Below are 21330 nucleotides of genomic sequence, written 5' to 3' on the forward strand. Positions count from 1 at the left end.
ATAGTTAAAATCCTGTATAATATATTAGTTAATAGGGTTTATATGACTGATAACTTTAAGACTACGTTTTCTCCTGAAGATTTTTTTGGGGATTTTTGGCTGACAGTTGATAAGGAAGTCAAAAAAGAAAGGTCAGAACAAGAGTCATTAACACTAAAAGAAGAAGCAGAAAAAAAGAAGAAGCTTGAACAGGAGTTATTAATGCTAAAAGTAGGAGAAGCAGAAAAAAAGAAGAAGCTAGAACAAGAGCTATTAACACTAAAAAAAAGAGAGCTATATAGACAATGTGTATCATTGGTAACAATGGTTCCATTTGCATTATTTATGGCTATTGAACTGGAAAAAATATGTAGCGATCAGGTATTACTTGGCGTGATAAGTGGCGCGCTAAGCCACACTATATTACCTTCTATGGTCCTATCTCTTATTTGTACGCTATATTTAATTTACAATAATAGGAAAATAGCACAAAAAGAACGAGAGTTGGAGAATATTGAAAATGGAGAGGAAGTAAAGGAAAAAGAGCACAATATTTCTGATATAGGTCAGTGTTTGATCTATATTGAGGCTATAACAACTGCACTGATTATTGTAGGTATGATAATGGGTGAAACATCTTCACTTGAAGCAGCAGAGGATGCAATTTTATTTCTTGCCAATGCAATTGCTTTTCTTGTAACTCTTGTTTCTTATATTGATGAGCATGAAAAAAATAAGAAAAAGGAAACAGAAAAATCTAATCTTGATGAAAAATCTAGCAAGAAAACTAGCAATATGTCTGTAGCCGGATTGGCGCTTGCTGGTTCTTCTATATTTTTAATAAGAAGGATAATGTTAATGGCATTAGCATCGTCCTTAAATCCTGCTGTTGGGCCTACTTTAGGCTTGATAGGTATTGCACTTTTTATGGTTGTACAGATATTAACTACACATTCCTACAGCAAAACGCTGAAAGATCCAAAAGTGGAAGGACAAGGTAAATCGAGGAATGCAGGTAGTTCTGACCGTAGTTATAAAGAGGAAGGGCCGGCTATTGCCTAAGAAATTTATTTATTTAAGTAATATTTAGGTCTATACTTTATTTTGATCGAAAAAAATCTTATGTATAAGACTTTAATCACGTGCTTTATTTTCCTAATTTGCTCCTTTACACAATCGTATGCGGATGATCTTGAAAAAACTGAAGCTGAACTATATGAGGAAGCAGTTGAACTTTTTGACCAGAAAAAATATAAACAAGCTATTAGGGCATTTCAAAAGATAGAAGATTTGTACCCTTTCTCTTATTGGGCAAGGAAAGCAAAATTATTATCTGGGGTTTCTCACTATAATATGGGTAACTACAGTAGTGCTGCAAGTGATATGGATGATTATATATACGTTTATTCAAATGGTGAAGATTTGCCATATGTGTATTACTTAAGAGTACTATCTTATTACATGCAAATTAACAAAGTGCAGCTCGGGCAACAAGTTGCATATAAAACTTTAGAGCTAGCTACAGAGTACATTAATCTCTTTCCAGGCAGCGAATATATAGACGAGATGAAGGAAAAAGCAAAGCTGATCACAGAGCATATATCAACAAAAGAGTACTCTATCGGTAAGTTTTACCTGAGGCGTGGTGAATATTTAGCAGCAATTAAGCGTTTCCAGAATATAGCAAGCTATAAGGATTCTAAATATTTTTCTAAGTCTATTAACTATTTAATAGCAGCCCATTCAGCTCTTGGCCTTGACTTAGAAGCTGAGCAGTATGAAAGTATGTTATTAGCAGAAAACCTGCAAGATGCCAAGCCAGAGGCTTGAAAATTTGCTTTAGCTTTTTCTATGCTTTGATATATAATTAGGTTTTTAACTATTTGAATATGGCTGGTCATTCACAATTTTCAAATATAAAACATCGGAAAGGCACTCAGGATGCAAAGCGCTCTCAAAAATTTACGAAGCTGATTAGAGAAATAACAGTTGCTGCAAAGCAAGGGCTACCCGATCCCGAACTCAACCCGCGCCTTCGCTCTGCTATATTTGCTGCACGCAAGGAAAATCTACCAAAAGATAAAATAGAAACAGCAATAAAAAATGCAACTGGTAACGTTGCTGGAGAAAATTATGAGGAAATCCAATATGAAGGTCATGGGCCTTCTGGCACTGCACTTATTGTCCATGCCTTGACTAATAACCGCAACCGTACTGCTTCTGAGGTACGTTATATATTTTCTCGCAAGGGTGGAAACTTGGGAGAAACAGGAAGTGTTAGTTACCTTTTCGATCATGTAGGCTTAATCGTCTATAAAGCAGAGGGTGTGAATTTTGATGATTTATTTAATTATGGGATCGAGTTAGAAGTATTGAATGTTGAGGAAAATGACAAAGAAGGATTACACGTTATAACTTGTGAAATAAAAGATTTTGGTAAAGTACGCGATGCCTTTTATGCAAAATTCGGAGAACCAGAACTTGCTCGTCTTTCGTGGCAACCAAAGGATCTAGTTGAAATTAGCGATAAAGAGTTGATCGATAAATTATCCACATTGGTTGAAGAATTAGAAGATAATGATGATGTACAGTATGTTGAAGGTAATTTTACTTTTGTTGATAAGCTATGAGGCTGGTAATATTTGTATTGCTTTGTATTTTACCAGCATATGCTACTGAAACATCAACAGATCTTGCACAGCCATTCCAGCATGGAATCAGAAAAAAAAAAGCTACTTTGACGACAGAAAGTGATGGAAAGTTGTTATTCATATCTAGTGACATAAAATCCTCTTTTTTTGACACGGAAGGGTTGGCGCCAAATACAGTGGTAAAATTGATCAACATATATAAAGATTTTGGTGTTGATTTTAAAAAAGACATTGTGCCGAAGAGTAAATTGGAGGTTCTTTTTGAGAGATCGCTCAGTAATCAGAAGACTGAAGAAAAGATTTTATATGCTTCACTGACAATAAACAAGAAAGCTATTAGTTTATATCATTATAAATCGCAAGACGGCAAAGAAAGGTATTTTAATAAAGAAGGAATAAGCTTAAAAAATGGCGAAATTTTTGCAAATCCTTTAAATGGAGATTATCGCATATCCTCAAAATTTGGCAATAGAAAGCATCCTGTTCGCGGTAAAATTGCTTTTCACAAAGGAGTGGATTATGCAGCTAAGCTTGGCACTCCCATATACGCTGCTGCAGAGGGTGTGGTAGAATATATAGGAAAGAATGGTGGCTATGGAAATTACATCAAAATAAAACACAAAAATGAATATTCAACCTGTTATGCGCATATAAGTAGATTTAGTGGCGATATAAAGTTAGGCTCTAAAGTAAAACAGGGGCAGGTCATTGCCTATGTTGGTAGCACTGGTGTTGCAACAGGACCCCATTTACATTACGAAGTTATATATAACGGCAAACACATCGATCCGCTTACGATAGCGCATGAAACTGAAGTAAAATTGCCTGATCATGAATTAAGAGAGTTTAAACTATTTGTAAATAAGATAAATAAAACGATCAACAGAGAGGGTTCAAGTGAAAAAGAAGTTTAAAGACAATATGGATAAGAATACGATAAACGATAGAAATTTAAGTCAACTCCGGTTTTTTCCTGTACTAATAGCGCTAGGATTAATTTTATCGCTGCTTTTTTTTGCATATGACAGCACAATTGCGCTTGGAGTTGCTGCTGTTTCAATTTTGACTTTTCTTCAAGGATTTTTTATTAATGACCCTAATGAAGCAAGAGTGATAGAGTTTTTTGGTCATTATATTGGAACTTATTTTAAGTCTGGAATATGTGTAACGCTTCCCTTTTCAAGCAAATATATAGTTTCCCTAAAATTTCAAAATATCAACACAGAAAAAATAAAAGTGAATGATGCAAATGGAAGTCCAATAGAGATTTCTGCAGTAATTGTTTGGAGAGTAAACAGCCCTGCAAAGGCGTATTATAATGTTAACAACTATCACGAATTTGTTTTTGTACAAAGTGACTCAGTAATAAGAGAATTAGCAAGCAATTATCCGTATGATAGCGAAAGCGATGAGGAATCTTTACGTAAAAATTCTGATAAAATTTCAGATGAATTGCGGTCAATGTTACAACAAAGATTAGATATTGCAGGAATTGAGATTACAGAAGCAAGAATATCGCATTTGGCGTATTCGTCCGAGATTGCACAAGCAATGTTAAGGCGTCAACAAGCACATGCTATCACTTCGGCAAGAAGGCATATAGTGCAAAATGCAATAGGAATTGTCGAGGAAGTAATAGCTCATTTTGAAAAAAACAAAAGCTTACAATTAGATGGCAAGCAAAAGGTTCAATTGATAAATAATTTGTTGGTTGCCCTAATCTCTGAGCAAGATGCACAACCGACGATTAGTTTGGATAATAATTAGCATAGAAGCCGATTGGGTTTCATGAATGCAAGTCACTATTAATTTCTTGATTAATAGACTAAATGATGTTATAAATTACACGCATTAGGGGTGCTCTAGAAAAGCTGAGAGTACATAAAGTACAACCCTTTGAACCTGATATTGTTAAAGCAAGCGTAGGAAAATGTATGTATATAAATATTGAAGAATGCTTCGGCTTCATTGCGTTAATTGCATCTCTAATTGGATTATCACCTCAAGTATATAAAGCATATATCACTAAAGTTACTCGTGATGTATCGATGCTAATGTTAGTAAACTATCTTATTTGTTCATTGTCTTGGATTGGCTATGGTCTTTACCAGAGCTCAATTTTTGTGGTGCTTAGCAATATTGCTGGATTAGTGATTAGCATAATATCAATTATTTAAAAATGTTACTACGATGCAAAACCTGCACCATGATCATGTGCTGCACTGCAGTACACAACAACAATATCGTTCTATTGTAGTGCTAAATGGAGAAATACCGAGCTCATCGTTTTTTAAACGAGATATACCTATTATTGCTGTAGATGGAGGAGCAAACAAGCTTCTATCAATTGGTGTAAAACCTGATCTTGTAGTAGGAGATTTGGATAGCGTAAATCTGGATTTACGTGCTAATTTGAATACGATATATCTACCTGATCAAGATTATTGCGACTTTTCTAAAGCAATCGCTCACTTAAAAACAGTAAAGTTATTGCCATCAATAGTAACGGGTATTACTGGAGGAGCAATTGATCACATACTACAGAATATTAACATTTTTCTAAGTACGGGCAGTATCTTTTACACACCTTCACCTCCCATGGTAGGTTACATCCTACAAAAAAGTATTACCCATTTTTCTTTGCCGAAAGATACTAAAATATCTTTACTTGGTATACCGAGAGCTCAAATATCAACCAAAGGATTAAAATGGGAACTGCATCTTAGCAACCTTGCTTTTCCAGGAAAGAATTCTTGCTTTAATCGAAGTTTAGGCAGTAAGTTATCTATAGAAGTACACAGTGGTATATGTTTGGCGATGGTTTATTTAGAAGCAGTAGATGATGCTGCAAGACATCATGTGCGTCAAGTTAAGAAGTAAATAGACTTCTTGCATAACCCAAACTAAGTAGAAAAAAGGTATCATCCAAGTAGCTAACACTGGTTCCTTTATGACGTGTCATTCCAGTGTCAGCTACTTGAATGACAGCAGTCCTACGTCATACCGCCGCGGTATCTCTAGATCCCGCTAACAAGCAGCGGGATGACGAATTGCTTAACCGTCATACCGCCACGAACCGTCATACCGCGATTCATTCGCGGTATCTCATCCGCTAACACGTAGCGGGATACTTGACCTTTACAGGGATGACGGTTGTCGTTCAGCTACAAATATTAAGAAATTTACCAAGCGGAAAAAAAGGCAAAAGAAGCCCCGTGGTGCGAGTTTTGACTCTATATTACTGTAAGTGGCGCTGTAATAATGTGCTAACGCTTAAAATAAGCGCGATTTGGCTGAATGTAGAAAAAATAAAAAAGACATGCAGCCGCTATAATTTTATGTAATCCGCCAAAAAATACCCTAAGTTTTTTACTGAATTTTGTCATTGAGCCTGCAGGTCAAAAACAAGTTTTGAGTCATAAATACCCTTATTATCATAATAAGGGGGCTGGCAGAGTTTGTCAAGGAAGTTTTTTGTTTCTACTGAATGACAGTTGTGGCTTGGGAGGTAGTGCAAGAAGTCTATTGTATTACTGAATTATTAATAATTCAGTAATAGTGCCTGCTATGTAGCTAAAATTTTCCTTTAACTTAATCTATATGTAGCTAAAATAACTTGGGTTTACCGACGATTTGACAAACGACAAATTCGTCATCACGCTGCTTGTTAGCGGGATCTAGAGATACCGCGGCGGTATGACGTAGGGAAACCTGACTTGCATTAGCCATGTATAATAAAGGGAATCTATGACAAAAGAATCATTGGTAAAAACTGATATAGTGAAAGTTGAAGACAAAAAAGCGGTAAGAAGCTTTTTTAAAATACTAGGTGGAGTGGCAGATGCTGTAAGATCGTGGATTGGTAACATCGGTCCTGATTTAAGCAACAGTCGCGATATCGATAGTTTAGTCTTGAAGATGAACGAGTGCTTAAACCCAAAGGGAGGAGAGGTTTCAGCACGTAAGAACGCTGTATCTCTTGGTAACCTGTACTTGAGCTTATCAGAGAAAGGTAAAATAAAATTTCTACAAACCCTGGCAGAAAAATTTAATCCGAATAAAGCGGAAATAGATGAGAAAATTAAAGAGTATAAGAAAAACCAAGATCCCGAGTTAAACTATAAATTTGAACAGGATTTAATAAAAATTCTTGAATCACCGCGTTCTAAAATATTGAAGCAATTTATTTCTCTACCAGAAGGCCTCAAGTTTATTGTTGATATGCGTTCTGATGTGCTTAAGCTAAAGAACCAATATAGAAGCTTGAATCCACTAGAGAATGAATTAAAAAATATACTCTATACTTGGGTTGATGTTGATCTACTCGATCTTCGTCAAATCACCTGGGATTCACCTGCATCATTGCTAGAAAAACTTATAAAATATGAAGCTGTGCATAAAATTTCCTCTTGGGATGACTTAAAAAACAGACTAGATTCTGATCGTCTCTGTTTTGCTTTCTTTCATTACAAAATACCAAACGAACCTCTAATTTTTGTAGAGGTTGCATTGGTGAATAAGATTGCAGATAGCATTCAACACCTTTTAGATGAATCAGTACCTTCAAGTGATCCAAGTAGTGCAAGCACTGCTATATTCTACTCAATATCAAATACTCAAGCAGGGTTATCTGGAATCAGCCTTGGTAATTTTTTGATCAAAAGGGTTGTAGAAAAGCTATCGCAAGAGTTTAAAAGTATAAAAACATACGCAACTCTTTCTCCAATACCTGGCTTTACGAAATGGCTAAAAAACAATCTAAACCAAGATGTCACTTTATTGGGCAAACTAAATATAAAACAATCTAGTGCAGAAATTTTAGAAAGTGCAGAGCAATTAAAAACTAACGTTGAATGTACAAATGAAACTAAACAATGCATGCTTAAACTGTGTACATATTATTTACTAAAAGTGAATAATAGTAATGGAAATGCTTATGATCCGGTGGCACATTTTCATTTAAGCAATGGCGCATCAATAAAACAATTAAACTGGATGGCGGATACTTCTGAAAAGGGTATTAGTCAGTCGGCTGGAATGATGGTGAATTATCTGTATGAGTTGCCTAAAATAGATAACAATCATGAAAACTATATGGTTAATAAAGTGATTTCCTGCTCGAAAAAAGTGTCGTCTATGTTGAAGGAGTAAATAGTCTCTTAATAAATAATTGCCCTCACAACACTTAAAATGTAAAATAGTTTTACTAATTAAGTATAGTAGGCCATAAATGAACAACATAAGAAATTTTGCAATAATAGCGCATATAGACCACGGTAAGTCAACGCTTGCTGACCGTTTAATAGAGAAATGTAACGGCCTTGAAGCAAGAGAAATGATCAATCAAATACTCGATTCAATGGATATAGAGCGTGAACGTGGCATTACAATTAAAGCACAGACGGTAAAACTCAATTATACGGCAAACGACGGTAATCAATATTGCCTAAATCTCATGGACACCCCAGGTCACGTTGATTTTTCTTATGAGGTAAGTCGAAGCTTAGCTGCATGTGAAGGTTCACTTTTAGTGGTAGATAGTAGCCAGGGTGTTGAAGCTCAGACTCTTGCAAATGTATATAAAGCTATTGACAACAATCATGAAATAATAGTTGTACTCAATAAAGTTGATCTCCCTGCTGCAGATCCAGAAAAGGTAAAACTCCAGGTTGAGGAAGTAATTGGCATTGACGCAAGTGAGTCAGTTTTAATATCAGCCAAGACTGGTCTTGGAATAAGGGATGTATTAGAAGCTATAGTGACAAAACTTCCAGCTCCTCAAGGTGATGTGAATGCTCCACTACAGGCAATTTTAGTTGATAGTTATTATGACACTTATTTGGGAGTAGTAATTTTAGTACGAATTAAAAATGGAGTGCTAAAAAAGGGCATGAAGATTGTTATGATGTCTAATAACTCTACATACCAAGTGGACAATATCGGTATTTTTACTCCTAAAAAAGTAATGACAGGTGAACTCTCAGCAGGTGAAGTTGGTTTTATCACTGCTTCAATGAAGGAAGTTGCAGACTGTAGAGTGGGAGACACTATTACTGAAGAGAAAAGACCGTGCAGCAAGGCATTGCCTGGTTTTAAAGAAGTGCACCCTGTGGTATTTTGTAGTATTTTTCCTAATAAAACGGACGACTTTAAATATTTAAGAGAAGCACTGGAAAAATTACATTTGAATGATGCAAGTTTTACTTTTGAAGCAGAAACTTCAAATGCGCTAGGCTATGGATTTCGTTGTGGTTTTTTGGGAATGTTGCATCTTGAAGTTATTCAAGAAAGGCTCGAGAGAGAATTTGATTTAGATCTAACAGCAACTGCACCGAGTGTTATATATAAGGTTACAACGCAAGGTGGTGAAGTTCTGAGCATTCATAATCCTAGTGACATGCCAGATCCAACAAAGATTGAAATGGTAGAAGAGCCGTGGATTACTGCAACTATAATGGTCCCTGACCAATATTTAGGTGAGATTCTATCATTATGTGAAGAGAGGAGGGGAGAACAGGAAGATTTATCTTACATTGGTAACACAACAACAGCATTGTTAAGATATAAGTTACCACTGTCTGAAGTTGTTTTTGACTTTTATGATCGATTAAAATCAATTTCCAAGGGGTATGCAAGTTTGGATTGGGAAATTTCCAGCTATCTGGTAAGCCAAATAGATAAATTAAGCTTTTTAATTAATGGAGAGCCCGTAGATGCACTGGCTTGTATCGCTCACAAAAGCAGAGCAGAAAAAAGGGGGCGTGAAATATGCGCACGCTTGAAGGATCTAATACCACGTCAGCAATATAAAATCGCGATTCAAGCGGCAGTGGGCGGGAAAATTATTGCCAGAGAAACGATTAATCCATATAGAAAAGATGTAACAGCTAAACTCTATGGTGGAGATGTAACGCGAAGAATGAAACTACTTGAAAAGCAAAAGAAGGGTAAAAAAAGGTTGCATTCTATAGGGAACGTAAATATTCCACAGAATGCTTTTATTCAAGCTTTGAAGATAAGTGATTGATCTTAAAAGACTTCTTGTATAGTTTTTGGCAACAACCGTTAGAAACGAAAAAACTTACTTGACAAACTCCGCCAGCCCCCTTATCATGGTACTGGAGGTATTCAGTTATCTTCATCTGTGCAGATTAAACAGCAAGAAAACAACGTATTGGCGTCTTATTTTTAATTTTTTGCACTATGTGCACCTTATGTCTTCACAACATTTCTGGGTTTTTACCTATATAAGCTGAAACGCGCTTATAAGTCGTTTAAGACAGTATAGTACGCCAATTTGCAGGATTAGAGAGTGACAACTAGCTAACACGGGGTTTCTTTTGCCTTTTTTCTGCTTAGTAAATTTCTTAACGTTTACAATTTTGTTATAAAAGTAGCTAAATTGGAGCGTTGAGAGTAAAAAACGCCAATTTATAAAGTTAATATAGATAATTAGCCAACCATGGGGTTCCTTTTGCCTTTTTTTTCGTTTGGTAAATTTCTCAAACATTTATGGCTAAAGTAATTTAGGTTCACCGACAACCGTCATCCCGCTACGTGTTAGCGGCTAAGAGATACCGTGAATAAATCACGGTATGACGTAGGATTGCTGTCATCCCGCTGCTTGTTAGCGGTATCTAGAGATACCGCGGCGGTATGACGGTTCGTGGTGGCATCTCGTCATCCCGCTACTTGTAGCGGGATCTATGCTAAGAGATACCGCGAATGAATCGCGGTATGACGAGGGAGAACAGTTGCTACTTGTTAGCGCCGCGGCGGTATGACGGTTCGTGGCGGTATTACGGTTAAGCAATTCGTCATCCCGCTACGTGTTAGCGGGATCTAGAGATACCGCGGCGGTATGACATAGGACTGCTGTCATTCCAGCGCGTGACGCTGGAATCTAGAAAAAAGAAAACGGATCCCAGTGTCTGGGCACTGGGATGACATCGTTTACTATGTGATATCGTGCCATATTACAATGTTCGTGCAGTTGTGTGTCAACTACTTTTGTGGCACCGTTTGTTATTCAATCTTTATGCTAGCTTTACTAAAAATTATAGTATTTTAGGTATAATTGCAATATCTAAATTTAAGGTATAGGGATGAACCCTAGGAAAGTTTTTAATATTCTTTTTATAGTATTATTTATTTCTTTTTCTCATGTTGGGAGTGCTGCCGCTGACACTAATGCTGATACAACTGCTCAAGTAATATGTAATATTATTGGCTACGTTTGGGGAATAGGTGGACCGCTTATGACCGTAGTGATAATAGGTGCAGCTTTGCTTGCGATATTTGGTAGAATGCCATGGCCAGCTCTTTTTGCACTCGGTATATTTTGTGCTGTATTTTTCGGTGCTAAAACTATTGTGACAAAAGTAATGGGTGGTATAGGTGGAAATACTTCTTTGATGGACCAATGTGGAGTGGACAAACAGAAATAAATTCCGATAACATTTTGCCAGTAAATTGCTTTTATATATTGTATTAGAAGTTAAAAATTATTTTTTTTCTAAAACAGACCTGATGCACGGCTTCAACTATATCTTCCACTTGTGGTAATGCTTTTTTTTCTAGATTTGCAGCGTAAGGTAAGGGGATGTCCTTGCCAGTTACGCGCATAACTGGAGCATCAAGGTAGTCAAATCCTTGTTCCATAACAACGGCTGACAGCTCTGCTCCTATTCCTGCAAATGGCCATCCTTCTTCTACACTAACTAACCTATTAGTCTTCTGAATAGAGTTAATAACAGTTTGAGTGTCAAGTGGTCTTAAGGTTCTGAGGTCAATAACTTCAGCTTCTATACCTTCACCTGAAAGTAAATCTGCTGCGTTTAAAGCATCCATTAATTTCAGTGAGAAAGCAGTGATAGTTACATCCTTTCCTTCCCGTATAACAGCAGCCTTGCCTATCTCAAGTAGATAGTCTTTATTTGACAGCTCAGAGTCAGAAACTTCATGTTCATGTCCGTAAGCTATTTCGTTTTCTAGAAATATTACCGGACTCAGGTCACGAATTGCAGCTTTAAGCAGACCTCTGCAATCGGAGGCAAAGTAAGGTGCTATCACTTTTAATCCCGGTATATGCGAATACCAAGATGCAAAGCATTGAGAGTGTTGTGCAGCAACTCTTGCTGCAGCACCATTTGGCCCACGAAATACTATGGGGCATCCAAGTTGTCCACCTGACATATAATTTGTTTTTGCTGCAGAATTCACGATTTGGTCGATAGCCTGCATAGAAAAATTAAAAGTCATAAATTCGACAATTGGCTTTAATCCAGCGAATGCTGCTCCAACAGCAAGGCCAGCAAATCCATGTTCGGTAATAGGCGTATCAACCACTCTATTTTCTCCAAACTCTTTCAGTAATCCTTTTGTTACTTTATAGGCACCATCATACTCTGCAACTTCTTCACCGATGATCAACACGTCAGGGTCGTTTTGCATTTCTTCTCTGATCGCTGTGCATAAAGCTTCTCTTACACTTAAGGTTGCCATTTATAAACTTTTATAGACTTTAACTAAAGTAACTATATCAGAATTACTAGGAAGCGTACAAATTAAGTTTTACAAACTGACCTTACCCAGATGATATGAATAAGTATTACTTGGTTGAAAGCAAGAGAAGATAATAACTTCTCAGAGTGGATAGGTGGCAGTTCTTTTGAGGCACTGTCTGCTCTTACATGGAGTGTAGGAAGAAGACCTCGTGACCCAGATTCTGCCACCGATGAGGCTCAGTCACCTTTTGATAGCCTGAAGATGGCTTTATGTTTCCTGTTTCTTTTTTCCTTTTCCTCTATAAATATATTGTTTTTATATTCAGTTTAAATATTTCACTAATTCTTTTTATCGTCATTGTTTTTTCATCAACTGCTTTGAGAACTCGTTCTCTGAGGTCTTCACTATATGGGCTTGGCATTTTTCATCTCTTTAATATGCCATTATAACCTATTCTATCCTTCAGGTAAACCTTTCTTGGGTTAGCTATAGCAGTGGGAATAGCAGTTGGAGCTTATTGTCTGGTTGCTGCTGCAATCATATACTATTGTAATAGACCTTCAAATTCACTTGAAAATAGCAAGGTCTAAGGGTTTTCTGGAAACCATGAACAACCTACTCTGTAAAATTCACAAGACCTATTAAAATATTTTTTTACTTTTCATCGTATATTTCTCAACATATTATCTTTAAATACTAAAATAATTAACAATATGGCATTATTAATAGTTGAATCACCTGCGAAAGCAAAGACAATAGGCAAATATTTAAGTAAAGAGTTCAAAGTAGCTGCATCCTTTGGACATGTGAGGGATCTTCCAGCAAAAAACGGTTCTGTCGATCCGGATAATGATTTTGCTATAAAGTATGAAACCATTGAAAAAGCAGAAAAGTATATAAAAGAGTTAGTAAAAGCAGCGAGTAAAGCATCAGATATATATCTTGCAACAGACCCAGACAGAGAAGGGGAAGCAATGGCTTGGCATGTGATAGAGACATTAAAAGAAAAGAAAGCAATCAGTAATGAAAACAACATTTATAGAGTAGTCTTTAATGAGATAACAAAGAGAGCAGTTCAAGAAGCAATAAAGAATCCACGTGAAATTAATATGGACTTAGTGCGCGCACAGCAAACACGCAGAGCTTTGGATTATCTAGTTGGATTTAGCTTGTCACCGCTGCTGTGGACAAAATTGTCGGGAAGCAAATCTGCGGGGCGAGTTCAATCTGTTGCATTAAAGCTTATATGCGAACGAGAAGATGAAATCAGTAAGTTTATAACACAGGAGTATTGGAGCATAAAGGCAGAAATGCAAAATAGCAAAGATGAGGCTTTTTTTGCTATGCTGAGTCACTATGACAATAAGAAGCTAGAAAAATTTGATATTAAAAATGAAGAAGAAGCAAAGAACTTAGTCAGGGAGATTGAATCAAGGCAATATGCTGTAAGCACAGTAGAACGCAAGCAAGTTAAGAGAAATCCGCTTCCTACATTTATTACCTCTACTCTACAGCAAGATGCAGTGAATAAGCTGTATTTTAATGTGAAAAATGTTATGCGCATAGCGCAAAATTTATATGAAGGTATCGATATTGGTGGTGAAACTGTAGGGTTGATAACTTACATGCGTACAGATGGGTTTCATATTGCAGATGAGGCTATAAACTCAATTAGAGGGTCAATTAAGTCGTTATATGGTGATAAATATTTACCACAGTCTCCTCGTAAATATGTAAAAAAGGTCAAAAATGCTCAAGAAGCACATGAAGCAATTCGTCCAACTGATATCAATAGAACGCCGGGTAGTATTAAGGATTACTTAACGCCAGAGCAATTTAAATTGTACGATTTAATCTGGAAAAGAACCATTGCAAGTCAAATGGAATCGGCGATTCTTGATCAAGTGGTAGTTGAAATTAGTTCTACTGATCAGAAAGTGATTCTGCGAGCAAGTGGATCAAGTATATTCTTTGATGGTTTTTATAAAGTCTATCAAGATAACATGGAAGCCGAAAATGAAGGCCTGCTACCTGCCATGAAGGAAGGGGAAGCGTGTAAGCTGATTTCAGTTGAGCCAAAACAGCATTTCACTCAACCGCCACCTCGTTATAGTGAAGCAAGTATCGTTAAAAAAATGGAGGAAATCGGTATAGGCCGTCCATCAACTTATGCGACAATTATTTCGGTATTGCAGGATCGTGAGTATGTTACACTGGATAATAAAAGATTTATTCCAAGCAGTCGTGGTAAGATCGTTACCATATTTTTAGAAACTTTTTTTCAGCGTTGTGTAGAGTATGATTTCACAGCACAAATGGAAGAAAAGCTTGATTTAATCTCAAATGGACATGCAGATTGGAAAAAAGAATTGAGCCACTTTTGGGTGCCATTTTTTGGTCATGTAAATTCTGTCAAGCAAATGACACATGATGAAGTTTTCAGCGGCATTCACGATTTGGTAGTTAATTGGTTTTGTTCAGAGGAAGGAAAAGAAGAAATAGGTAAGAAATGCCCTGCTTGCTCTGATGGTATATTAAAATTGAACTTTGGGCGAGCAGGAGTGTTCCTTGGATGCTCTAACTATCCTGAATGCAACCATACAAAAGAAATTACAGGTAGTAATGACAATTTAGAATATCCAAAAAGTTTAGGTGTAGATGATATAACAGGCCAAGAGGTAGTAATTAAAAAAGGTCCTTTTGGGCTTTACCTTGAGTTTAATAGTGAGTCCAAAAAGAAAAAAACAGTTTCCATACCAAAGGATCTAAATGTTAATGATATTGATCTGAATACCGCTACTCAGTTACTTTCCTTGCCAAAAGTAATCGGAGAACACCCTGAGACCGGAAAGGAAATAAAAATAGGCCTTGGACGATTTGGGTACTATATTTTTTATGATGGTAGATATTTTTCTCTTAAAAAAAGCTCTAAAGAGGTGCTGAATACAGAATTGAGCGAAGCTGTACAAATTATTGCAAACAGTCCACGCAAAGAGTTAAAATCTCTCGGGGTTAATGAAAAAGGAAAAGAAGTTTTCATCTGCAACGGTAGGTACGGATTCTATATAAAATGCGATAGAACAAACGTTGCTTTGGGTAAGAATGCAGATATTGAAAGCATAGATTTGAAGAAGGCTTTAGAGTTGATTAAGGGTAAGAAATAGACTTCTTGCATAACCATATGCTCTTTATTGTCATTCCAGCGCGCGACGCTGGAATCTAGAAAAAAAGAACCTGGATGCCAGTGTCTGGGCACTGGCATGACACCCTTTCTGGTAGAGGTTGCTCTCAAATCACAACGTGCATACAACTGCAGCGGCATGATGTTTTATTTATTATAGCTATAACACTGAAGTTTACAATCAGAACAAACCACTTGGCCACGTGGAACTGACTTCAGCTTGTCCGTTGAAACTTGATTTGAGCAGAATATACATTTTATTGTGTTGCTTGGAGTAAGTGAGTTGTCAACAGTAATTCTATCATCAAAAATAAAACACTCACCTTCCCAATTACCATTTTTATTATAAGTTTTTTCAAGGTAAGAAAGAATGCCGCCTTTCAGGTGGTATACATTGTTAAATCCAAGATTTTTCATGTACGCTGTTGATTTTTCGCATCTAATCCCACCAGTGCAGTACATAGCTACTTTCAGGTCTTTACTCTCAGAGAAAGACTTTGCCCACTCAGGAAAATCGCGAAAACGCTGAGTATGTGGATTGATTGCATTTTTAAACTTGCCTAATTTCACTTCATACTCATTTCGTGTATCTATTACTAAAACGTCAGGTTGAGAAGTAAAATCATCCCAATGCTCTGGATCAACATATTTACCCTTAAGGGAAATATCAAGATTGCCTACACCAAGATTCACAATCTCTCTTTTTAATTTTACCTTCATCTTGCTAAATGGTTGATATTCTGCTGCACTCTCTTTCCATGTAAGGTCCCTTAGCCTATAATCAGAACGTAGAAAATCGAATATTTTATCAATCGCGTTTCTTTCACCAGATACGGTTGCATTAATACCCTCTTCTGCAAGGAGTATAGTACCCTTTAATTCAATGTTGTCGCATGCAGTTTTTATTTCGTCTTTCATGTCATAATAATTAGAGAGTTCTACAAAGTGATAGAAAGTTGCAATGACGAAGCTCATGATTATTCACTTATCAACTAAAAACATGATATACAAAATTATAAAGATATTCAATAGTACGGCTGTTAATTACTGGATATCTTCAGTTTTTACATATAACATTTTAATATCAAATATAGATCCAAATTAATGTTTTTGAGAGTATTTAAAAATATATTCTTATTTTTAGTAAGTATATTATTCGTCTGTCCTATACTATCGTTAATATCGATTCTATTTACAGAATCAGCAAATTCTGGATGGGTAATCAGCACACTTTTCCCTGAATATATACTGAGTACGCTAATTTTGATGATAGGAGTGGGGGGGATATCCTTCATATTTGGAGTGATTCCAGCATGGCTCACCACATTTTTTTCATTTCCTGGAAGTAAAATTTTTGAGATTGCTTTGTTCTTTCCGATATCGATTCCTGGATATATAGTAGCGTTCGTCTATGTAAATACACTAGAATTTTCAGGTCCGGTGCAGAGCTCATTAAGAGACATTTTAGAGTGGAGCAAAGGTGACTATTGGTTTCCTGAAATAAAATCCCTAGGTGGTGGAATATTAGTAATGGGATTTAGTTTATATCCATACGTTTATATGCTAGTCCGCTCAAGTCTAAAGAATGTTAGTAACTCAGTCACTATTGCGTCAACACTTGGGTTCTCCTCATTACAGAGCCTGTTTTCTGTCATCATACCTTCCATACGTCCATCAATTATAGCTGGGTTGTCCTTGGTACTAATGGAGGTAATTACGGATTTCGGCACACCACAGTTTCTTGCTATCGATACTTTTACGACAGGAATATATCGCACCTGGTTTTTACTGCATGATAAATATTCAACTACTGTTTTAGCAGTTGCAGAATTGATTTTCGTTGCAACACTAATAGCTATCGAAAAGAAACTACAAAAAAAAGGAATATCTTACTCTTCAATCAACGCTAATGCAGATTATCACAACAAACGGAGTGTAAGTGGCACTATACCATTGATCTTTGCTTATCTTATGTGTGTATTGCCGATATTAATAGGTTTTATTTTGCCAATGATTCCGCTCATATATTGGAGCATAGAGAAGGGGTTTTTCATATACGAAGCAAGGTTCTATAATATAATAGCAAATAGCGTTAGTTTATCATTTATCACCGCATTAATCTCAATTAGCATTGCAATAATGATTGGATATACGGCGCGTAAAAGTAAGGTAATCAATAATGTAGCACGTCTCATTTCTTTAGGCTACGCAATTCCAAATGCAATTATCGCAATTAGCATAATAATATTTTTAAGCAGAATATCTTCTTTCATTACTCAATATATTGTGGAAATTAGCTTGGTAGGAACTATTGGCGCATTAGTTTACTCATATTTATTTCGTTTTTTTGCTATATCTTTCAAGGCGGTAGAATCAGGGCTCAAAAAAACACCAAATGAAATTGAGTGGACTGCATATACCATGGGTCATGGGCCTATTTCCACATGTTTGAATGTTCATATCCCTCTCATCAAGAAGAGTATATTATCGGGATTTTTGCTCGTATTTATGGATACTATCAAGGAGCTCACAGCAACACTCATTATAAGACCATTTAGTTTTGAAACTATATCAACTAGAATATATGAACTTGTAAGCGATGAGCGCTATAGAGAAGCTGCCCCATTTTCGTTGATAATAGTTATAATAGGCTTAATCTCTACAATAACCTTATTTACACTTGATGATAAGGATAAAAAATAAACGTAACCGTTCACAGATTTCCACTTAATTCTTCAATCTCACTAATAGAAAGGCCAGTAAACTTGACAATAGTGTTGACATCAACATTATTAGCCAGCATTGCTTTTGCGACTTCAATTTTCCCTTCAATTTTCCCTTCAATTTTCCCTTCAATTTTCCCTTCAATTTTCCCTTCAATTTTTCCTTTCTCTATACCTTTTTGTATACCTTTCTCTTCAGCAAGATCAAGTCTGTATTCAAGAATGGCTTCTTCTTTCCGTAGATCCATTATTCTTTCTTCGTAAGCTACTAAATCTTTTTCGTTCCAACGAAACTTGTCTAATTCATCATATGCTAGCTTTATTATTGGCGCTTTTTCTGCTATCTCTTTTAAGTCCTCTTCTGTTGTTTCTTCTGCGTATTTAAAAAAGAAACACCACCTTTCTACTATACTTTCTAACTGCTCTACTTTACTTTTTGAAAATTTGGGCAATTCTATAAAGATAAATTGAAAATCTTTTAAGTAATGGCCGTTAGTTTTTATATCACGTATATTGTGAGTAGAAATATAATCAACTTCTTCAGGAAGTAAGTTACAATTTGATATAGCAATAAAGAAGACTTTCTTTAAATCAATGTAGTTGCCAGATTTATCTAATTGTCTTGAGTAGGCTTTAGCGGCATATAATTGAGCGCGTTTTTCGAAGCCCTTGTCTCTAGCGAGCTGCATTTCTGCTATATATCTATTTCCGTGAGAATCCTTGCAGAGAACATCAACAATACTTTGTTTATCAGAGGCAACTTCGGGATCCATAATAGTGCTAAGAAACTCAACTTCTTGTATTGCATTTATCTCAGTAAACCCTAAAATATCGTTCAAAAAGTGGATCAGGATATTCTTATTTTTTTCCGTTCCAAAGATTTTTTTGAAACACAAATCATTGCGAGGATCGAGAAATTTTGAAAGAGCCATGGCAAAAATGCTTGAAAATATTAATAATTATACACTATTATTAACAATTATTCAACCATATTTTTGAAGATAGCTATAGCTATGCTGCCGCGGTATCTCTTAGCATAGATCCCGCTAACAAGTAGCGGGATGACGAGGATGCCGCCGCGAACCGTCATAGCGCCGCGGCGCTAACTAGTAGCGGAATGACGGTTTTTCAAATTGTCGGTAAATCTAAGTCAGTTTAGCTATAGGCAGCAATTTTCTGTATTTATTTTAAATTGAAGAAAGCTCAAATGAAAGATCATGTTTTGCTAAAAATCACAGAATGCAGTCTGGTTACAAATAAACTATTTTGATAGTTAATGGGGTCTAGTTTTGACGTATGGACTATCCAAAGAAAAGGGTGGTATCATAACCTCAAAAATTTTTATGCTTTCTTCATTCAGAAATTCATACTTACCCTGCATTATTCCTGACGGTGCATTTAAGTATGTTCCACTTGTGTATTTAAATACCTCTCCAGATTTTATCACAGGTTGTTCTCCGATAACACCAACTCCGGCAATTTCATTTATTTTTCCCTTATAATCTATTATTTGCCAATGACGACTTAATAATTGAATAGTTGATTGGCTTTTGTTTTTTATCTTAACGTTATACATCCATATATAGCAATTTTCATAAGGAATGGATTGCTCTTCAATATAAATTGGTAAAACTGTAACTTCAACAAAGTTGGTAGTTAGTGTGTACTCTATCATTATAGAATATTCATGATAAAAAGATAGTATTTTAATTATATACTTTTTTCATAGATTTTTCAAGTATACTTTAATTAGGAAATATCAATTTATAGTATGAACGAACCAGATGCGCTTAGCAAAAAAGTAATAGGAATAATAGGTGGTGGACAATTAGGTAAAATGACTGCTATCGCTGCAACAAAACTTGGACAAAAAACACATGTTTTTGCCAGTGCTAAGGACGATCCGGCTTGCTCTGTTGCTGATGATTTCACAATAGCAGATTTCTCTGATAAGAAAGCGCTTGAATCTTTTGCACAGAGTGTGGATTTGGTCACTATTGAGTCTGAAAATATTCCATGTAGTGCAATTGATATCGATGTAAATTTTTATCCGGGTAAAAAAGCGTTACACATTGCACAAAATAGGCTTAGAGAGAAAGATTTCATTAGAAGCTTGAGTATAAAAACTGCTGAATACAAAAGTATACAAAATTATAATGAGCTACTGAAAAGCAGTAGAACTTTTGGCTATCCAACAAGGCTGAAAACAACAGAAATGGGTTACGATGGAAAAGGGCAATATGTGCTTGAGAATGATTCTGAAGTGAAGCAATTTGCTTCCTTTGATTGGAATACAGAGTACATTCTTGAAGCAAGTGTTGATTTACTGAAAGAGGTTTCAATAGTCATTGCAAGAGATAAAAACGGTAAAGTAGCTTTTTTTCCTATAGCAGAAAATTACCACGTTGATGGAATACTTGATACTTCAACAGTGCCAGCTAAAATAGATAGCAAATTAACTCAAGAGGTACAACGAGCTGCAAAGAAAATAGCAAATGCGCTCGATGTAATAGGAATTCTGGCTATTGAATTTTTTGTTACTAAAGATAACGAATTGTTAGTTAATGAACTAGCTCCAAGACCTCACAATTCTTGCCACTGGAGCTTGGATGCATGTAACGTTAGTCAATTTGAACAGCTGGTTAGGATAATATGCGGGCTACCTATGCAGGAAGTAGTATTACGCTTTCCTTGTATGACGAAAAATATAATAGGTAACGATATATATGATTCTCATAAGTATTTGAGCAACGAAAAAGCTAGTTTAACCATATATGGAAAAAAAGAGGTTAGAGATAAGCGTAAAATGGGACATGTCAATATAGATTTAAGTTAATAGTTTTTCTACGTCATTCTGCCACAACTGTACGAACATTGTGATATGATGAGATGTTACATAGTAAACGGTGTCACTCTAGCACGTATTTGTACGAACATTGTTATTTGAGCACACCAGGAAGGATGTCATTCAAGTAGCCCATTTGTTGTCATCTGAGTAGCCCCTTTCTCGTCATCCCGCTACGTGTTAGCGGGATCTCATTTCACTTTATGAGGGTGTCATCCAAGTAGCTGACACTGGTTTCCATCCAAGTAGCCCCTCTTGTCATCCCAGTGTCAAGCACTTGGATCCAAGATTGGATACTGAGTTGGTGAGTATAAAAGTGTTGTGTTATGGCTAACGCTGACTCTACGTCATACCGTCACGGTATCTCTAGATCCCGCTAACACGTAGCGGGATGACGGTTGTCAAGGTTTCATCCCAGTGTCAAGCACTGCCTTTGTGTTTGTA

Annotated in this window: 19 protein-coding genes and 1 riboswitch; of the genes, 14 read left to right on the forward strand and 5 right to left on the reverse strand. The window is 36.2% G+C overall.

The window, feature by feature from the left end:
* Positions 1-42 precede the first annotated feature (42 nt).
* From OOK87_RS02250 to OOK87_RS02295, 10 genes are all read left to right on the forward strand, one after another.
* The gene (locus tag OOK87_RS02250) at positions 43-1041 is read left to right on the forward strand and encodes a hypothetical protein (RefSeq protein ID WP_253309178.1); all 999 of its coding nucleotides are present in this window, start codon (positions 43-45) and stop codon (positions 1039-1041) included.
* Positions 1042-1101: 60 nt separating this feature from the next.
* Positions 1102-1809 (forward strand): outer membrane protein assembly factor BamD, encoded by a 708-nt coding sequence (locus OOK87_RS02255; RefSeq protein ID WP_264687942.1) that lies wholly within the window; start codon positions 1102-1104, stop codon positions 1807-1809.
* A 59-nt stretch (positions 1810-1868) separates the two neighbouring features.
* Complete coding sequence (locus OOK87_RS02260; RefSeq protein WP_253309949.1) at positions 1869-2609, forward strand: YebC/PmpR family DNA-binding transcriptional regulator; 741 nt, start codon at positions 1869-1871, stop codon at positions 2607-2609.
* Complete coding sequence (locus OOK87_RS02265; RefSeq protein WP_253309180.1) at positions 2606-3544, forward strand: M23 family metallopeptidase; 939 nt, start codon at positions 2606-2608, stop codon at positions 3542-3544. Before OOK87_RS02260 ends, OOK87_RS02265 begins: the two co-directional genes overlap by 4 nt.
* Before the next feature lie 7 nt (positions 3545-3551).
* The gene (locus tag OOK87_RS02270; protein ID WP_264688468.1) at positions 3552-4397 is read left to right on the forward strand and encodes an SPFH domain-containing protein; all 846 of its coding nucleotides are present in this window, start codon (positions 3552-3554) and stop codon (positions 4395-4397) included.
* A 76-nt stretch (positions 4398-4473) separates the two neighbouring features.
* Positions 4474-4576: riboswitch (TPP riboswitch) on the forward strand.
* Positions 4565-4807, forward strand: a complete 243-nt coding sequence (locus OOK87_RS02275) for a SemiSWEET family sugar transporter (protein ID WP_253309181.1) — start codon at positions 4565-4567, stop codon at positions 4805-4807. It overlaps the preceding riboswitch by 12 nt.
* 13 nt (positions 4808-4820) lie before the next feature.
* Positions 4821-5510, forward strand: a complete 690-nt coding sequence (locus OOK87_RS02280; RefSeq protein ID WP_264687943.1) for a thiamine diphosphokinase — start codon at positions 4821-4823, stop codon at positions 5508-5510.
* Positions 5511-6377: 867 nt separating this feature from the next.
* Entirely contained in the window at positions 6378-7781 is a 1404-nt protein-coding gene (locus tag OOK87_RS02285) for a malonyl-CoA decarboxylase (protein WP_264687944.1), read from the forward strand.
* A 79-nt stretch (positions 7782-7860) separates the two neighbouring features.
* Positions 7861-9657 carry a translation elongation factor 4 gene (lepA, locus tag OOK87_RS02290; RefSeq protein WP_264687945.1) on the forward strand — a complete coding sequence of 599 codons (1797 nt, stop codon included), beginning with the start codon at positions 7861-7863 and terminating at the stop codon, positions 9655-9657.
* A gap of 1078 nt (positions 9658-10735) precedes the next feature.
* Entirely contained in the window at positions 10736-11077 is a 342-nt protein-coding gene (locus tag OOK87_RS02295; protein ID WP_253309185.1) for a TrbC/VirB2 family protein, read from the forward strand.
* Between the two features lie 43 nt (positions 11078-11120).
* Here the strand turns inward: OOK87_RS02295 and OOK87_RS02300 are convergent, their stop codons facing one another.
* Together OOK87_RS02300 and OOK87_RS02305 are read right to left on the reverse strand one after the other, a co-directional pair.
* Complete coding sequence (locus OOK87_RS02300) at positions 11121-12134, reverse strand: pyruvate dehydrogenase complex E1 component subunit beta (protein WP_253309186.1); 1014 nt, start codon at positions 12132-12134, stop codon at positions 11121-11123.
* Positions 12135-12435: 301 nt separating this feature from the next.
* A complete protein-coding gene (locus OOK87_RS02305; protein WP_264687946.1) occupies positions 12436-12558 on the reverse strand; it encodes a hypothetical protein in 123 nt (40 codons plus the stop codon).
* A 73-nt stretch (positions 12559-12631) separates the two neighbouring features.
* On the opposite strand from OOK87_RS02305, the gene OOK87_RS07505 reads away from it, so the two are divergent.
* Together OOK87_RS07505 and topA are read left to right on the forward strand one after the other, a co-directional pair.
* Positions 12632-12727 (forward strand): TomO hydrophobic C-terminal domain-containing protein, encoded by a 96-nt coding sequence (locus tag OOK87_RS07505; RefSeq protein WP_425244434.1) that lies wholly within the window; start codon positions 12632-12634, stop codon positions 12725-12727.
* A 123-nt stretch (positions 12728-12850) separates the two neighbouring features.
* Positions 12851-15301 (forward strand): type I DNA topoisomerase, encoded by a 2451-nt coding sequence (gene topA / locus OOK87_RS02310; RefSeq protein ID WP_264687947.1) that lies wholly within the window; start codon positions 12851-12853, stop codon positions 15299-15301.
* A gap of 164 nt (positions 15302-15465) precedes the next feature.
* Here the strand turns inward: topA and trhO are convergent, their stop codons facing one another.
* Positions 15466-16293, reverse strand: a complete 828-nt coding sequence (trhO, locus tag OOK87_RS02315) for an oxygen-dependent tRNA uridine(34) hydroxylase TrhO (protein WP_264687948.1) — start codon at positions 16291-16293, stop codon at positions 15466-15468.
* Between the two features lie 129 nt (positions 16294-16422).
* Here trhO and OOK87_RS02320 point away from each other — a divergent pair, with 129 nt between their 5' ends.
* On the forward strand, positions 16423-18021 hold the full coding sequence (locus tag OOK87_RS02320; protein ID WP_264687949.1) for an ABC transporter permease: 1599 nt from the start codon (positions 16423-16425) through the stop codon (positions 18019-18021).
* Between the two features lie 10 nt (positions 18022-18031).
* On the opposite strand, the gene OOK87_RS02325 is transcribed toward OOK87_RS02320, so the two are convergent.
* Both OOK87_RS02325 and apaG read right to left on the reverse strand, forming a co-directional pair.
* Complete coding sequence (locus tag OOK87_RS02325) at positions 18032-18973, reverse strand: Rpn family recombination-promoting nuclease/putative transposase (protein ID WP_264687950.1); 942 nt, start codon at positions 18971-18973, stop codon at positions 18032-18034.
* Between the two features lie 341 nt (positions 18974-19314).
* Positions 19315-19716, reverse strand: coding sequence for a Co2+/Mg2+ efflux protein ApaG (gene apaG, locus OOK87_RS02330; protein ID WP_253307374.1), 402 nt, complete (start codon positions 19714-19716; stop codon positions 19315-19317).
* Positions 19717-19812: 96 nt separating this feature from the next.
* Between apaG and OOK87_RS02335 the strand changes: the two genes are divergently transcribed.
* Positions 19813-20877, forward strand: coding sequence for a 5-(carboxyamino)imidazole ribonucleotide synthase (locus OOK87_RS02335; RefSeq protein ID WP_253309191.1), 1065 nt, complete (start codon positions 19813-19815; stop codon positions 20875-20877).
* The last annotated feature ends 453 nt before the right edge of the window (positions 20878-21330 follow it).

Origin of the sequence: Wolbachia endosymbiont (group A) of Sympetrum striolatum (genome assembly GCF_947250715.1) — a bacterium.
In the GTDB taxonomy this organism is placed as follows: Bacteria; Pseudomonadota; Alphaproteobacteria; order Rickettsiales; family Anaplasmataceae; genus Wolbachia.